This is a genomic window from Mesorhizobium sp. B2-2-4, from assembly GCF_006442375.1.
In the GTDB taxonomy this organism is placed as follows: domain Bacteria; phylum Pseudomonadota; class Alphaproteobacteria; order Rhizobiales; family Rhizobiaceae; genus Mesorhizobium.
The window spans coordinates 433736-447497 of the sequence record NZ_VFWB01000005.1 but is presented as its reverse complement, the minus strand read 5'-3'; the positions used below and the strand labels follow the sequence as shown (position 1 = coordinate 447497).

Here is a 13762-nt window from a genome sequence, read left to right as displayed (position 1 = left end):
CAGAATGACCGATCCGGCACCGAAGATGAGCGGTCCCCGAGCAGCAGGGCCCGAATCGAGCGGCAACACGATCGTCATGGCTTCCACCCGCACAGTTTCTCGCCCTTGCGGTTGTGCGCCAGCAGCGTCCGGACTTCCGCATCCGACAGTGCTGCGACGGCGGATGCGGACAAGCGCAGCGGGCTCGAGACCGCGCAAAATCCGCCGGTGACGGTGGTGCAGCCGGCTACCGCGACAAGTGCTGCGGCCGCTGCGACAATCAATCCCTTGCCCATGACCTGAGCTCCTTTCGGGCAGTGGCGGCGGGTAGCGCGCCGATGTCGTTGTCAACCTGGTCGGCGACGTCGCGCGCCGCCGCCTCGGCCGCGGCCTGCCGACTACGTTCGGCGCGCTCGCCGGCAAGCCGCTGGCGAACACCCCAGCCAAACGCAGCGACGATGGCTGCGCCGATGCCGAGAACGGTCGAATTGCTGAGCAGGAAGGAGAGGAGCGCGCTCATTGGTTTGGCGCGTCCTTGACGAGATAGCCGACGGCAAAGACGGCTAGCGGCAGCAGCGTGGCCCATGTCTCGGCATCGTACCAGGATGGCCAGACATTGCGCACGAAGACGCCGGAAATCGAAACGGCGGCGGCGGCGATGGTCGCGGCCGTCAGTTTGTTGGTCGGGCGGATGGTCGGCTGGGTTGTGGTGGCCATGATCAGAACATTCCTTGCAAGGCGGCGGCGATGTGGTGCCAGGCGGCGTAGGCGACGAGCAGGCACGCGACAATGATCCCGCCCGCCTTGGTGGCAGCTGGGATGTTGGCGCCGGCAGGCGCCGCCGCGACCGGTTCGACGGCATCTACGGCAGCAGCGCCGCCCGGCGCCGCCGCAGCAGCGGCCGGTGCAGGATCTGGCCGCGTGGCCGATGCCTCGCCTGCCCCGACAGCCGTCAGCAGCAGCGCCTGTGCGCGGACGGATCCGACCCGCCTCGACCAGCCTTTGCCGAAAGTCGGCCAGGTCGGAAGCCGCTTCAGGAAAGCCAGGCGGGCATCGCAGAGATTGTCGATGACGACGGCGGCCGGTCTGGAACCGACGGCAGCGAGCGTCTCGGGCCCGATGCGGCCGTCCGGGGCGGTGCCGACCACTGCTTGAAGATATTTCGCCGCCCTGCTTGGCCCACTGTTCACGGCATAGTCGAACACCGCGTAATCCACGCCGTCGGGCAACTCGGCGCCAGCCACCGCATCCCAGTAGAAGCGGCGGTACACCGTGGCGAGTTGGGCATCGCTGATCTTCCTGAGATCCGCCTTGGCGGCATCCGCCTTCACGTAGCGGCGGAAATTGGCGAGCGTGACGCCCTTCATGGTGGCGCCGCCCGGATCGGCCGGATTGTCCGACCAGCCGCCTTCGGATTTGAGGACGAGCGCAAGCGCCCGCGTAAAATTGCGGTCCATGATATCCCTTTCGATTTCTTGGTGGATGAGGTGAGTGGGTGATCGCCGGCAGCACAGGGGTGCGGATAGTCGCCGTTGCGCGCGCCTCGGTGCCTACTTGCAGTGCGTCAAAACCGGAGGTCGCCTTGCGCGCCGGCCGGCGCATGGTTAGAAAAAATACAATTTTGGGACGAACAGGTCTGGGATGAGAGACTTTGTTGGCGCCGCGCGGCGCCTGGCCTTCAACAGGCTGTCGGCCGCCATCGATCGCCGCTGGAACGTCGACCCGCTGGGCTCGGCGCCGCGTGCCCCAAAAGAGGAATATCTGAGGCTGTTCGAAGCCACCCGGCGCGTCTCATTCCCTGAGATCGACAGGCTCGAGGCCGAAACCGGCTTTGCCGTCGATCGCGACTGGCTCGACGAACTGGCCCTCCACACCCAGATCACCATCAAGACCAGCGCGCTCGCCTACCCGCACGGGCGGGTGCTTTACAGTCTTCTTCGCCGCCAGTTGGCCGACAGCCCAAGGCCGTTCACCACCGTCGTCGAGACCGGCACCGCGCGTGGTTTCTCCGCGATCTGCATGGCCAAGGCACTCGCCGATGCCGGCGCCTGCGGGCATGTCGTCACGCTCGACGTCCTGCCGCACCATCATCGCTTCTACTGGAATTGCATCGACGACCATGACGGCAGGAAGTCGCGCGCCGAACTGCTTCGGCCGTGGCAGCCGCTGGCCGACCGGATCATTTTCCTGCAAGGCGATTCACTCCTTCAATTGCCCAGGGTCGGCGTGAACCGGATCCACTTCGCCTTCATCGACGCGCAGCACACCAGGAAGAACGTGCTGGCCGAGCATCGCTGCGTTTCGGGCGTTCAGCGCGAGGGCGACATGGTCGTATTCGACGACGTCACGCCAGGGTCCTTCGATGGCGTGGTCGAAGCGGTCGCCGAGATCGAGCGGCAGGGCCGGTACGAGGTGCGCCGTCTGAACGCGTCCAAGCAAAGAACCTATGCCTGGGGCATCAGGCGGTGACGAGACGACAGCCCGGATAAACCATCGGAGGCGAGACCTTGCTCAGAAATATCGCCCGCAGGCTTTATCTCGGCATGCGCCGGAACATCGATATCAGCCCCATGGCGGCCGATGACTACCTGAAGGTGCAGTACTTCCCGATGGCGACGAAGCATTGCTGATCCTGCGCAAGAAACCGACCTAGCGCGCCACCCAGCGATTGAGCCTGACCGCGCGGCCATGGGTTTCAATCGCCGGCTCGGCTTGGTTTAGGTTGGAAAGCTACCGCTCTGTCCACCAGCGATAATTGTCGATGTGTGTCAAACTTAAGATCGCCTTGCGCGCCTGACCGCACATGGTTAGAAAATTGCAACTCAAGACGAACACTTTGAGAGAAGACTATGCTGGCGCGTCGGGCATGAAATGTGGGTGAACCAATCGTATGCCTCCCAGACTCGTCAGACTATGGGGAAGCTACAAAGACTGACAAAGCCCACGATCGGCGTAGCGGTTGCCCTGTGCATATGGATGGTGAACTGGGTGATGGTCAGAGGAACGCCATTTCCCGATCTGCAGAACTACATCCAGAATTTCGACAAAAGGGCATACTATGTTTCTCCTGATACCGCTTCACTGATCGATTGGTATGCCCAAGAATACCTTTGGCGGAAGGGTATCTACGCTCTCAAAGAGAGCTTCGAACTAGCCAGCATCTTTTCTATCCTGACCTTAATCTCCTTGGTAGTCATCAGCGTCTACGTGGCAGTCAAAGCCTCGTCCCCAGCCTACATCCTTTTGCTAATCCACCCTCAGTTAATCGATCTCGTATTCTCTCAAGTACGATCGGCTGTCGCCATGGCCGCAATCTATCTGGCCCTCCTATTGCCATGGCGCCTGGTCAAATATGCATTGGTGGGAATTGCACCCTTTATTCATTCTGCGGTTCTGGTCTTTGCCGGCGCGTTCGCAGTGGGCCAAATTATCACGGGCTCCGATATTTGCGGGCGCCGACATGTGCTAATTTCGACATGCTATATAGCGGCCATAGTTGTCGCCGTGACCATCCTCAAAAGCTACCTTCTGGGCTCGATCGGCGACAGGCGAGCGACGATAGAAATTACTACGAGCGGATTCCTGCTGACGATGATGGTAACGGCGTATGCTGTCCCTTTCCTCTTCTTTGATCACCTGTTCAGCAGGAAGTTTGCCGCGTTTGTTGTAGTTCTCGCTTCATCACTCTGCTTCGGGATGTACCTCTACAATCAGAATGGCATCCGGTTCGTCGCTCTTGCGATTCCAGCGCTTGCGGTTGCAATCTCCAGCATTCCCGATCTTCACTGGCGCCGCCTTACACTAATTGCGGCTCTCGCGTCACAGGTTGTTTTCTTCGGCTATTGGGCCAAAGGTATTCTCTAATGAAAACCTTGCGATGGATGGCCCACCAGTATCTTGCCGAAGGAGATCGTTGGCGGATTGCATGTGTCGAGGTGTTCGGCTTAGTCTGGAGGAACGCGTTTTTCCAAGCCTTCTTCTGGTTGATGGTCGCCGGCAACCTCCTGGCTATGTTCTTTGGTGATTCGTTGATCCGTTGATTAGCCTCCGAACTGCCATTTGCGGACCACAACAGTCATCACGCCGCTGCCAGGGTCCTTCGTTACCCCTGTATCGTTTGCAATGATTATGTCGACAATGTCAGCGGTGACGACCCCGGCGTACTTAATCGTGCAGCCCAGCAGGTCGGCGCTAAATCCAATGCCCGTTACCAAGTCACCACGAACGGCACCTGGTACGGCAACCTGCACAGTCAGACTTGTCCCCGTCGGGATGCCTGGCGTCGGATTGAGGAATACCTGTCCAATGGTGCGGAGCTCGCTTTCAGATATGCCGTTGAAGGGCGTGGTGATCGTGCCCAGGCTAAGGTTCATCGCATTGCCCGCGAGCCAGTTCTTGCCGCCATCGGTGACGTTGGCAAAGCGGATGCCGTTGGTGAACGTCACTCCGTTTGTGGCATCGAAGACGTTGTTAGCAATACGACACCCGATAAGCTTGGCATTCTCCACAAGAATGCCGTTGTCGACGGTGAGGCCGGAGCTCGGTGGGAGGAAGCCGCCAAAGACGTTCCCCTCCACAATCAAGCCGCTGAACAGGCGATTGCCTGAAGGTGCCCCGATGCGAATGAAGGACGAGATACCCATGCCTGGAGAGAACGTAAACTGGTTGCCGCGCACCGATCCGCTCACCGGGTCGTTGGCCTGATCGTTGGTGATCTGAATGCCCTGGTTTTTCTGACTAGCCACATAGGTAGACTGAGACATCGCGAACGTATTGTTGTCGCAAGAGAAGCCAGTCGTCCTATGGATGATGATGCCGTTGTGCGGCACATCGTTGAGCATGTAGACTTGGAGCCAGTTTTTATCGACCTTGATGCCAGCCCCGTGGACGACATAAATCTGGCAGTTGCCACCGGCCCCCTTCGTCTTCACCCCTTCGATGATCGTCCCATTGCCAAAGAAAGAGATAATGTTGGCGCAGGGCATCGCCTCTGGAACGGTCAGATTTGTGCCGTCGCCACAGCAGTCCTGCACGTCGCCGTTCTGAATACGAAGTGATGCCGCACGGTAATCGAGAATGCCGAAACGGTCGATCTGGGAGAAGAGCGGGCTGTCGATGAGGCAATTTTGGGTGTAGCCCATGTACATGCCGCCGCCACACCGAAGTATCTCGATGTCACGGAACGTGCAGCCGAGGCCGCCCTTGTTGTTGACACCACAAGCCGCGATGGTGCCCAAGCTGTCGAGCGGCCCCCCCTCTGGCCCAGTGCCACGGAAGCCGTCGATGCAGATGCGCTCCATGACGACGCCCTGCGGCAGTGCAGAGCCGCTTTGAAAACCATCCGTATCCCATAGCGCGAAGGCATGGCCGTTGCCGGCGGCCCCGGTCAATTGATTGCCAAGCGCTTTAAAATCGCGAAATCCGAGCCGCAATGTGTGGCCGACCAGACGGAACAGCGGCGCGCCATTGATCATTGCGCTTGTGATGGTCGAAACGTCGCGGCCGAAGCCTTCAACATCGAATAGTCCGAGAGCGATGTCGATCGTTTGGTTGATCGTGATATTCGTTGGTGGCAGGCGGATTGTGCCGCGATCCTTGCCGTCGACGATCTGGACCGCCGCAATCAGCGCCGCGGTGTCGGCCGCTGCGTTGCCGAACCCACTGCCCAGTTGACGTAAGTCAACGACGCTTTCATTCAACACCCAAAAGCCGCCATTGACCGCATCGGTCGTGCCGTCCGGCATGAAACGGTCGGCGGAGCGGAAATAGGCCAGCGCCGGGTAGCCGCCGGCGGTGATCGCCGCGCGCGACATGCGGGCATAGTTGGCGCCGCCCACCAGGGTTGCCGGGGTCGTGAAGACCGGGGCGTAGAATTGGGTCCTGATGCTCTTGACGCCGGCAGCGATCGTCGAGCCCGATGCTGTCGCCACGGATGCGTAGATCGGCACGTTGACGCCCGAAACCTGCGCGGCGTCGGCGGCATATTGCTGGGCCAGGTCGCGCGCGAGTTCCGCGATGTGGATGACTGCCGCCAGCGCTCCGCCGATATCCCCGAGCGGATCATCCGACAGATAGTAGGAGATCACGATGTCGCTCGTGCCGATCACCGGGTTGAGGGTCTGGAAAGCGTAGACCAAGCCACCCGAAACAACCCCCTCCTGCACGTGAACGGTCGTTCCCTTCTGCATCGTGCGCGCGGTGCGGGCGTCCGCCGCGCGGTACCAGTAGCCCTCGCTCGCCGTATAGATGCCGTTCAGCCGGGCGTCCGACTGGTTCTTGACCAATACCCGGTCGCCGACGGCGGTCAAAACCCCGTCGATCGTCTTCAGGCCGAGGATCCAGGCAACGCCGTCGACGATGACCGTCTCCAGGTTTGCCGTCGTCGCCAGGCGCACGGGTTCGCGCTCGCCCGTCAGCAGGCGAACGGCGGCAGTTGCGGGTCGGGCCATGAGGCTTGCTCCATAAAAAAAGCCTCGCGAAAGCAAGGCTTGGAATTCGGGTTGGTTGGCGGCGTGGCGACGGGTTCGGATGGGATAAGCGCTGGCCCGTGCGGCCACGGCGCCACGGTCATTCAGGTTCTTCCTTGAGAAGTTTGGTCACGATCGCTCGGCTAGGCGAGAGACAATTCAGCGGTCGGTTTTCTGTCCTTGGGCACGCACTTCCTGAACAAGCAGCAATGCCGGCTTGCTCCCGGACTGGCTGCCGTGTTAACACCCGCGCACTGCGGTGGCTTGCGCTATGGGAGCGTCAATGTCGCAGCGCTTCCACAAGGTGTGATTTCCGATGAAAAAATCCGCGATTGTCGTCGCTGCAAACGACAACCGCACGGCAGAAGAAAGGCCGTTCGCTTCCCGGTACAAATCCGTTGGAGCGGTGACGGCGCCGGCGGATTCACAGGCAGGAGGCGAAGAGCCGACCGAGGCCCGCGCCCTGACGGCTTTGCAGATGTTCTGTCGCGTAGCGGGCGTCTAGATCGCCTTTGAGGCTTCATCCAGACGGCAGGACAGGTTCTAAAGTCCCGACCCGCTGTATCTGGTGGCCTCCTTCCACAAGGCGAGCGCAAGGGCGGGTGTCCGCCCCTTCACCGCATATTCGCGGTCCCGGTAGCTTCCCGCCGCGATCCACACCGTTTTCGAGCGTTGATAGATCGTAATGCCCCGCTCGTTCGCCCGCGCGAACAGTTCTGTGTCATTTCGATACATCGGTTCCAACCCCTGTGGCCCCCTCAAGGGGTAAGGTGCAACGAACATGCCAAAGTTTACGCCTAGCTAATATTATACATCGCAGAGCTGCCAGCTGCGCCATCGAAGTGCACTGGCAGCCCTAATGCCAAGGTGTTCCCTGGGTGTTTCCGCTGTATTGCACCTGAACTGCCCCCAGGTAACAGAATAGAATAATCCGGAAACATTTTGCTTAAATTTTAATCGCCAGTGCCTACCATTTCGCCCAATATATGGTCCGACAGGTGACAGGCCAGCACGACAGGATCGGCGCCGATTACCGGATCGGCTGTTTCGAAGGCGTAGACGAGATGGGACGAAACGGCGCCTTCTCGGACAAAAACGGTGGTGCCCTTCTGCAAGTCGCGAGTTCCGCATGTGTCGGCTGGACGACGCCAATGGCCGTCGCTTGCCGTATAGATGCCATTCTGAGTGGCGTTCTTCTGGTCTTTGACAAGCACCCGGTCGCCCACCTGAACCTCCACGGCGTCGATGGTCTGCAAGCCGTAGAGAGCGATGTTAGCAGTTGTCGCCAAGCGCACCGGTTGGCGTTCGCCGGCCAACAAACGAACGGCGGCGGTTGCAGGTTGAGCCATGAGGCTTGCTCCATGAAAAAACCCCGCGAAAGCGGGGCTGTGGGACTTTCAAAACCGTGTGGTCGGTTCAACCCAAAAATCGGCGGTCGCAGAGGGAGAGACCCAAACCCGTCAGTTCCTCGGCACCTTGTGAATCTCCAGTCTGACCGGACCGCCTCGATCGCAGCTCGTGCAGACAAGCGCTCTCTCAACAGTGCTGAACAGCGCATCCTTGCCGTATCGCCGGATAAGCGCCGCTGGCTTCACCTCGGCGTAATGCGAGCAGCGTTTGCACCAAGCTCGCAACATGTGCCATTCGCGCAGATCGCCAAGTGAAACGTCCAACCCCGCATGAATGCTGCCGTTAATCACAGTCTGCGGCGGGATCTTCACCTCACCCGGAGTGATGATCTTCTCCATGACATGGCGGCTGTTGTAGTGAATCAGCAGCATTCCGGGCCGACGCCGAATGGCCGCCTGCCAAGCTGCCTGGCTGACCATCGCGTCCGGAGATCGGCATATGGTTTCGAGGTGGGTTTTCTCCTCTCGATCCCAGACTTCGATCCGGAAATTGTCTTCCGCCGTCTCAGTCATCGAACGCGCGCCTTGTGCCAGCCGCGAGAATAGCCGTTCGAGACTGCGGCCCGGGACAAGGCCAGTTCCCGTTCAAGGTCGTTGTTCCTGGCAAGGACGTTCAGCAATGCAACCAAGACGTCGCCGCCGGCTGCGGCTATGGCCTGCTCAACCGCCTTTTCCAGTTCTGACATAGCTTCGCCGGCCGGCGCGTTCTGGCGCTTTCCCATGGCTTCTTCCTGCTCAGATGCCATTCAGGAATAAGGAACATATTCCTTCCTCGTCAAGAGCAGTCTTGACTCGATGTTCTCTTTTCGTTCGCTCTGGGCAGAATAGTCACAGGAGATCGCCGAAAGTTCGCTCGCAGGGTAGCAGGCATCACACAAGATCGCGGCGGCCGACACCATCTGTGCCGTTGAAGCCGCGGAGCAGGCGGCTAACGAGATGTTTGTGCTACAGGGCGACGTGAGTTCCCCCGAACGTAGCCGATTGGCCGTCGGATGCGATACTCGCTGCGCCGTATGTCGTTGACCTACCGCACCAATGCACCCCAGTTGAGCTAGTGCGCGCCGTTGCCGTTTTCGGCCATCCAGTCTGGAGGCATCGTTACGGCAATGACGGACGCTAAAAGGCGCCTGTACTGCCATTCATCGTACCGATCACCTTCCGACTGGAGCGTGAACGGATAACCCCATCCAGTTTCCCAGACTTCCAAGCCGTTGCCCAAATCGGCCATGTGCTTGCACTTATAGGGCGCGAGTCTAGTGACGATCTCGCCCCGAGAAAAAAGCCGAACGGCAATCATGAAGTATGATTACGCTGCTTTTGCGTATTCAACAACGAACTGCTGAACGTGCATGTCCAGCTTCTGCGGATTTGCACAATCCATGATTTCACCCACGGTGCGCGTCGGGTGGATATTGAAGTCACTGAAGCCGAGGCGCTGCAACAGGGCTGACATGGCCGGTACGATCAGATTGATGACCTGTTCCTTATCCGGTCCCGACAGGATCAGCCCCGGCAGATCGTCGCTCTGTACGCGCAGTCCACCATCTTCCCGGTCTAGGAGCGATACAGTGATCGTCGCGAACTTATGCGTCATGAGATTCATGTCCATCGTCAGTCCCCCCAAGCAGTTTGAGCGAGTTGTGTGAACAACTCGTTATACCGGAAACCGTTCCGAATACCCTGCTTACTGTTTGTTCGGGTAGCTGTATCAGCGTTGTCAAGTGCCTTCAAGCCGTCTTTTAGGGCTACTATGCCGCGCCTCGCTGGCAGTACTCAGCCCATACACGGCTCAACGATGATTGAGCGCATCGCCAAAGATGGTGTATGCGCAGCGCAATTTGGCCAGCGACGGCGAGCCGGATGCCAGCCCCGCGCTTGGCGATAACTGCCCGCCTACGACACTGTTCGTCAGCGGCGATGTACCCGACATGGAATGACTGTCGGACTTGCCGTCCCCACTACAAGCTCTCGGCGCGCACCGTCTCCACGGCGAGCGATCCCACCGGAAGCGGGCGCAACAGATCAGCCTCGGGTTTCGTCAAGTTGATCCAGGCCACCCAATTCTCCGGCTGGACCACCACAACCTGCCGATTGTGATACGGCGCGACATCCGGTCCGGGGTCGGTCGTCAACATGGTGAAGGTCGGCGGTTTATTGCCTACAGCTTCCCGCCAAAGTCCGGCGATGGCGAGAAATGGCGCGCCGTTGAGCGTGAATCGATGTTTCGCTTTCGGATATTTCGTGCCCGTGAATTCGAAGAACGCGGACGCCGGAATGAGGCAGCGTTTGCTATTGCCGAATTGCCGGCCTTCGGAGCGGAAGTTGAACACAGGCCCGCCTTTCGGTCCGGCCGGCGGAAATCCGAACGTCATCGACGCCAATTCGATCCCATCTCCGGCAGCGCGCATTATGGGCGCTGGATCATTGATGCGAATATCATCCGCCTGCGGCAGGTCGAGCTCGGTCTGATGGGTCGGGATTTTGAGCGCCAGCAACGCCATCATCCGGCAATATTCAGCCCAGAGTACATGCTGCTCGTAGTCATTGCACATGAAAGACTCCCTGTGAGGTTCGCAGCTTCTTCTTGGCAACGGCCATTTCGCCGCTTCTCCCTGACATCCAGCAGCGAAGTGAAGCCGGCCCGATCGACTGGTGGAATGGATGCAAGCCGGCTTTAGCCGGAACGCTTATGCACTCTGGAATCATGCTACGCCATTTAGCTACATTAGCACTTCATGATTGACACGCTTTCTGCGTGAGCAGACGCTGAAGGGGGTCAGACAGCGGGGAGATCTTGGCATGGCAAAGTTCAAATTGGCAGCATCTGTCTGCGTCCTTCTGGCAGCAACAGCACCAAGCGGCGCAGCAGATTTTGACGTTTGTCAAAGCATCGCTGGAAAAGCAGGCACGCTGGTCGACAAAAACGATTCCGAGCAATGGAACCAGTCCGTGGACAGTGAGTTTGACCACGTTTGCAAAGACACCGAGAGGTATGAATCGACATTGGCAGGATCGAGCGATGCCACCCAGGCTTCGTTTGGTTATGCGGGATTCCAGCTCGGCTATGGAAACTCCGCCAGCGACGTTAATTCCAGGACCAGCAAAGCCATCGACGCGGTATGTAAAACCGGAAAAAGATATGTAAGCACCTATTTCCACTCCGTCGATACGGCTGTTTCAGCGCGATACGCGGTCCAGCTTGTCGATGATTGTTTGCGGATATTGGCGCAGTCCGATCTTGAGGCATTCACGGGCGTGACAGAAGTGAGTACAGCCTCAAACACAGCTTTTTTCGTTCAAATGGATTTCAAACCCAGCTCCTCTGCGCCAAACAGGAAATATAAATTAATCAGCATTCAGTCGGACCCCAAAGCTGACGTGAAATGTACCGAACAGCCTAACAAAGATGTTGTGGGAAGTCTTATAGTGGAGGCTCAATCAAAACTTAGTTTCACGTGCACCAGGACCGCAAACGTCGACACCAACGGAGCATTTAATTTTGCTTCAGAAGGCGACAGCACAATCACCCGGTCATTGCGCTTTTCTGTGCCATCGTTGTCCGGGCACGAGATGATTAGAGAGCAGATCAAGAAGGAGATCGAGTCAGAGATTGACGGCAAGATATCAGCCCTACGTCCATTCCTTTTGCCCCACGGGGCGATTGTGGCGATGAACGATCCAGGAGGATGTACAAAACTGGGAGAAGGGTGGGCTGACGCGCACCTGGACGGCAAGTTTATTCAGGGTGCAAATTCCGAAACATTCAGGAAAACCGGAGGCGCGCCAACATACGTTTTGGCAGGGGAAAATATTCCCGAGATAAATCTGATATGGCGGCATTTGAACTCTGGTGAAGTGAGCGGCTTTCGAGCCGTCGAGGGGCTCGTATTCGGTGCTGCCCAGGATCTGGATAAAAGCACCCCAAACGTGCCGCAGGGCGCAGGTCAGTCGCAGCCCAAGGCCATAGACACCATTCCTCCATATGTTTCTCTCTATTTCTGTGAGCGCAGTTGAGCAGACGCTGGCGAGGCTGGCGACGCGGGCCCGCGCAAACGGTGGATTCTTGCGCCAGCGGCCACGGTCGATCTGGGCAAGGTGCGACTGGCTCAGAGCCATGTCGCACCGAAAGCAAGAACGGCGCTCATTGCCGATGCGGGTAGGGCGATCGGAAATGCCGCCCGCCTCCGGCGGTTCCCGACTCCCAAGACTTAAGTTTTTGGCGGCCCGCACCGTCCTTTTAGAATGGCAATCTCCGTTTCGTGATCCCCTCCGGACAGCGAAGAGACGGGCACGCCAATAAGAAATACGCCAAGGGCGTCTCCGGTCGCAGCCTTGCTCTGCTGATTTGTTAGAACAGCCAAGCGCTCTCGGTCAGCCTGCGTACAAGGGCCAGCATTCGGAACCCCTGCAATCTTATCAGGCGGTGTAGCGCACCCCACCAAACCAACCAACATTGACGCAATCAAAGCAAATTTTTTCATAAATTCTCCCCTAGCCCGCCGGCAATATTGCCCAACGCCAACCAGCGCGCAAGTATTCCAAGCGCGAAGCCGCATGGTTATTTTGCTCAATCTGCTGACACTGCCTGCATGGCGAGGTGGGCCGATATCGTTCACAGCGCGAAATCAGTCGCGGTGCAGCGGCTCGGTCTTTTCGAGGCCGAGTGGCCGCCGCGCGGCGGTAGAGTCGGCGATCGCCGGTTCATAACCGCCGGGCTTCTCGGCGGCGCGCTTCGGATCTCGGGCGATCATCGCCTGAACCAGCGCCTTGGCCGTGTTGCTGCGCCAGGCCACTTCCGCCGCTTGCCGGGCAGTTGGATTACCCATATTGGCGACCAGGTCGAGCCCGCTCTGCTGGATCGCCTCGAAGCTTGCGGCATCGCTTGGGTCGCTCTCCGCGATGGCCTTGAGCGAGGCGTCCTGCACCTTCGCCCACTCCGCCAGCTCATACTCATCGCGCTGCTCCTGCTGCCGCTGCGCCATGCGCGGCGAGCCGGCCGCGCGCATCGGCTCCTTCTGCCTGGCGAAAGCGGCCCGCCGGCTCTCGGGTATCTCAGGCAGAGTCTCGTCGAACAGCGTGTCGAACAGGCCGGGCTTGACCACCTGCCCGCTGCGCGGGTCGACCTCGCCATACATCGCATCGTGCAGGCCGCTGCCGTCGGCCGGCGCATTCGCCGCCACCTCGTCTTCCGCCTGCGCGATGCGCTCGGCGAACCGGCGGCGCGCCAACTCCGCGTCGAACGCTTCCTGCCGCTCCTTCATCTGCCGGTAGCGCTCGGCGACGGCCGAGAGCTCGTCGCCAAGATCCTGCATCGCCCTGCCGGCCGGCGACCCCTCGGGATAGGAAACGCCATTGCCGGCCTCGAGCCGGCGCTGGGCAAGCTGGAGAGGAATCGTCGCCATCAGTAGAGGCCCCCCTTGAAGGCGCCGCCCGGCGCCGGTGGGAAGGCGCCCTTGCCGAAGGTCACGGCCTTGCTCGGGTCGTAGAGGCGGGAGAGACCGGACACGAGGCTGCTGCCCGCCCTGAAGATCGACGCCGCCGCGGCCTGCCTGCCGGAGAAGCGCGAGAGCGCCGCCTGGCTGTCGAGAGTGTTCCGGCGCAGCGCCGAGCCGTACTGGATCGCCTTCAGGTCGAGCTGGCCCTGCCTGGCATTGGCCGCCAGCACCTCGGCCGGCGAGCCCGACAGGCCGACGCCGGAGGCGCCCGCCCGGGCCCGCGCCTGCGAAAGCAGCAGATCCTGCCTGTGGCGCTCCTGGCTCTGTTCGAAGGCGGCACTTTGCGCATCGGCCTGCGCCTGCTGCCCGTAGGCCTTGGCCTGGTAACCGGCCGCCTGGTTTTGCTGCCGGCCTTCGATCAATGCGCCACCCACCGAGATGGCCGTGCCGAGAAGGGCTAATGTGCACATGG

The 13762-nt window shown here is 59.8% G+C and carries 17 protein-coding genes; 4 read left to right on the top strand and 13 right to left on the bottom strand.

The annotated features are described in order from the left end of the window. Positions 1-74: 74 nt before the first annotated feature. From FJ959_RS15720 to FJ959_RS15705, 4 genes are read right to left on the bottom strand one after another with little or no spacing between them, the layout of a single operon-like run. Positions 75-275: a hypothetical protein gene (locus FJ959_RS15720; protein ID WP_140499930.1), complete on the bottom strand. Its 201-nt coding sequence runs from the start codon at positions 273-275 to the stop codon at positions 75-77. Then, positions 260-499, bottom strand: a complete 240-nt coding sequence (locus tag FJ959_RS15715; RefSeq protein ID WP_140499931.1) for an ABC transporter permease — start codon at positions 497-499, stop codon at positions 260-262. Before FJ959_RS15715 ends, FJ959_RS15720 begins: the two co-directional genes overlap by 16 nt. Further along, positions 496-696: a hypothetical protein gene (locus tag FJ959_RS15710; RefSeq protein WP_140499933.1), complete on the bottom strand. Its 201-nt coding sequence runs from the start codon at positions 694-696 to the stop codon at positions 496-498. Before FJ959_RS15710 ends, FJ959_RS15715 begins: the two co-directional genes overlap by 4 nt. A 2-nt stretch (positions 697-698) precedes the next feature. Continuing rightward, complete coding sequence (locus tag FJ959_RS15705) at positions 699-1436, bottom strand: glycosyl hydrolase 108 family protein (protein ID WP_140630747.1); 738 nt, start codon at positions 1434-1436, stop codon at positions 699-701. Between the two features lie 184 nt (positions 1437-1620). On the opposite strand from FJ959_RS15705, the gene FJ959_RS15700 reads away from it, so the two are divergent. The 3 genes from FJ959_RS15700 (at position 1621) to FJ959_RS15695 (ending at position 3843) form a co-directional block, all read left to right on the top strand. Next, positions 1621-2448 carry a class I SAM-dependent methyltransferase gene (locus FJ959_RS15700; RefSeq protein ID WP_140630744.1) on the top strand — a complete coding sequence of 276 codons (828 nt, stop codon included), beginning with the start codon at positions 1621-1623 and terminating at the stop codon, positions 2446-2448. 38 nt (positions 2449-2486) lie between these two features. Continuing rightward, positions 2487-2609: a hypothetical protein gene (locus tag FJ959_RS32515; RefSeq protein ID WP_263494129.1), complete on the top strand. Its 123-nt coding sequence runs from the start codon at positions 2487-2489 to the stop codon at positions 2607-2609. 349 nt (positions 2610-2958) lie between these two features. Further along, positions 2959-3843 carry a hypothetical protein gene (locus FJ959_RS15695; protein WP_140630741.1) on the top strand — a complete coding sequence of 295 codons (885 nt, stop codon included), beginning with the start codon at positions 2959-2961 and terminating at the stop codon, positions 3841-3843. Positions 3844-4019: 176 nt separating this feature from the next. Here the strand turns inward: FJ959_RS15695 and FJ959_RS15690 are convergent, their stop codons facing one another. From FJ959_RS15690 to FJ959_RS15665, 6 genes are all read right to left on the bottom strand, one after another. Then, on the bottom strand, positions 4020-6428 hold the full coding sequence (locus FJ959_RS15690; protein ID WP_140630738.1) for a hypothetical protein: 2409 nt from the start codon (positions 6426-6428) through the stop codon (positions 4020-4022). 971 nt (positions 6429-7399) lie between these two features. Next, positions 7400-7795, bottom strand: coding sequence for a hypothetical protein (locus FJ959_RS15685; RefSeq protein WP_140630735.1), 396 nt, complete (start codon positions 7793-7795; stop codon positions 7400-7402). A gap of 111 nt (positions 7796-7906) precedes the next feature. Then, the gene (locus FJ959_RS15680) at positions 7907-8368 is read right to left on the bottom strand and encodes a hypothetical protein (RefSeq protein ID WP_140630733.1); all 462 of its coding nucleotides are present in this window, start codon (positions 8366-8368) and stop codon (positions 7907-7909) included. Further along, entirely contained in the window at positions 8365-8577 is a 213-nt protein-coding gene (locus FJ959_RS15675) for a hypothetical protein (protein WP_140630730.1), read from the bottom strand. The genes FJ959_RS15680 and FJ959_RS15675 overlap by 4 nt, the downstream gene beginning before the upstream one ends. 584 nt (positions 8578-9161) lie before the next feature. Then, positions 9162-9464, bottom strand: coding sequence for a hypothetical protein (locus tag FJ959_RS15670; RefSeq protein ID WP_140630728.1), 303 nt, complete (start codon positions 9462-9464; stop codon positions 9162-9164). 349 nt (positions 9465-9813) lie between these two features. After that, positions 9814-10407, bottom strand: coding sequence for an SOS response-associated peptidase (locus tag FJ959_RS15665; RefSeq protein WP_140630725.1), 594 nt, complete (start codon positions 10405-10407; stop codon positions 9814-9816). Positions 10408-10654: 247 nt separating this feature from the next. Between FJ959_RS15665 and FJ959_RS15660 the strand changes: the two genes are divergently transcribed. Beyond that, complete coding sequence (locus FJ959_RS15660; RefSeq protein ID WP_140630722.1) at positions 10655-11869, top strand: hypothetical protein; 1215 nt, start codon at positions 10655-10657, stop codon at positions 11867-11869. A gap of 194 nt (positions 11870-12063) precedes the next feature. Here FJ959_RS15660 and FJ959_RS15655 read toward each other — a convergent pair whose 3' ends face one another. From FJ959_RS15655 to FJ959_RS15645, 3 genes are all read right to left on the bottom strand, one after another. Further along, a complete protein-coding gene (locus tag FJ959_RS15655) occupies positions 12064-12336 on the bottom strand; it encodes a hypothetical protein (protein ID WP_140630719.1) in 273 nt (90 codons plus the stop codon). Between the two features lie 144 nt (positions 12337-12480). Continuing rightward, positions 12481-13257, bottom strand: coding sequence for a hypothetical protein (locus tag FJ959_RS15650; protein WP_181171917.1), 777 nt, complete (start codon positions 13255-13257; stop codon positions 12481-12483). Beyond that, positions 13257-13760, bottom strand: coding sequence for a hypothetical protein (locus FJ959_RS15645; RefSeq protein WP_140630717.1), 504 nt, complete (start codon positions 13758-13760; stop codon positions 13257-13259). Before FJ959_RS15645 ends, FJ959_RS15650 begins: the two co-directional genes overlap by 1 nt. Positions 13761-13762 lie beyond the last annotated feature (2 nt).

Bases quoted from the DNA above. Each gene is read 5' to 3' on its own strand.
- FJ959_RS15720 (WP_140499930.1), bottom strand. From the start codon at position 275: ATGGGCAAGGGATTGATTGTCGCAGCGGCCGCAGCACTTGTCGCGGTA.
- FJ959_RS15715 (WP_140499931.1), bottom strand. From the start codon at position 499: ATGAGCGCGCTCCTCTCCTTCCTGCTCAGCAATTCGACCGTTCTCGGC.
- FJ959_RS15710 (WP_140499933.1), bottom strand. From the start codon at position 696: ATGGCCACCACAACCCAGCCGACCATCCGCCCGACCAACAAACTGACG.
- FJ959_RS15705 (WP_140630747.1), bottom strand. From the start codon at position 1,436: ATGGACCGCAATTTTACGCGGGCGCTTGCGCTCGTCCTCAAATCCGAA.
- FJ959_RS15700 (WP_140630744.1), top strand. From the start codon at position 1,621: ATGAGAGACTTTGTTGGCGCCGCGCGGCGCCTGGCCTTCAACAGGCTG.
- FJ959_RS15690 (WP_140630738.1), bottom strand. From the start codon at position 6,428: ATGGCCCGACCCGCAACTGCCGCCGTTCGCCTGCTGACGGGCGAGCGC.
- FJ959_RS15685 (WP_140630735.1), bottom strand. From the start codon at position 7,795: ATGGCTCAACCTGCAACCGCCGCCGTTCGTTTGTTGGCCGGCGAACGC.
- FJ959_RS15680 (WP_140630733.1), bottom strand. From the start codon at position 8,368: ATGACTGAGACGGCGGAAGACAATTTCCGGATCGAAGTCTGGGATCGA.
- FJ959_RS15675 (WP_140630730.1), bottom strand. From the start codon at position 8,577: ATGGGAAAGCGCCAGAACGCGCCGGCCGGCGAAGCTATGTCAGAACTG.
- FJ959_RS15670 (WP_140630728.1), bottom strand. From the start codon at position 9,464: ATGGACATGAATCTCATGACGCATAAGTTCGCGACGATCACTGTATCG.
- FJ959_RS15665 (WP_140630725.1), bottom strand. From the start codon at position 10,407: ATGTGCAATGACTACGAGCAGCATGTACTCTGGGCTGAATATTGCCGG.
- FJ959_RS15660 (WP_140630722.1), top strand. From the start codon at position 10,655: ATGGCAAAGTTCAAATTGGCAGCATCTGTCTGCGTCCTTCTGGCAGCA.
- FJ959_RS15655 (WP_140630719.1), bottom strand. From the start codon at position 12,336: ATGAAAAAATTTGCTTTGATTGCGTCAATGTTGGTTGGTTTGGTGGGG.
- FJ959_RS15650 (WP_181171917.1), bottom strand. From the start codon at position 13,257: ATGGCGACGATTCCTCTCCAGCTTGCCCAGCGCCGGCTCGAGGCCGGC.
- FJ959_RS15645 (WP_140630717.1), bottom strand. From the start codon at position 13,760: ATGTGCACATTAGCCCTTCTCGGCACGGCCATCTCGGTGGGTGGCGCA.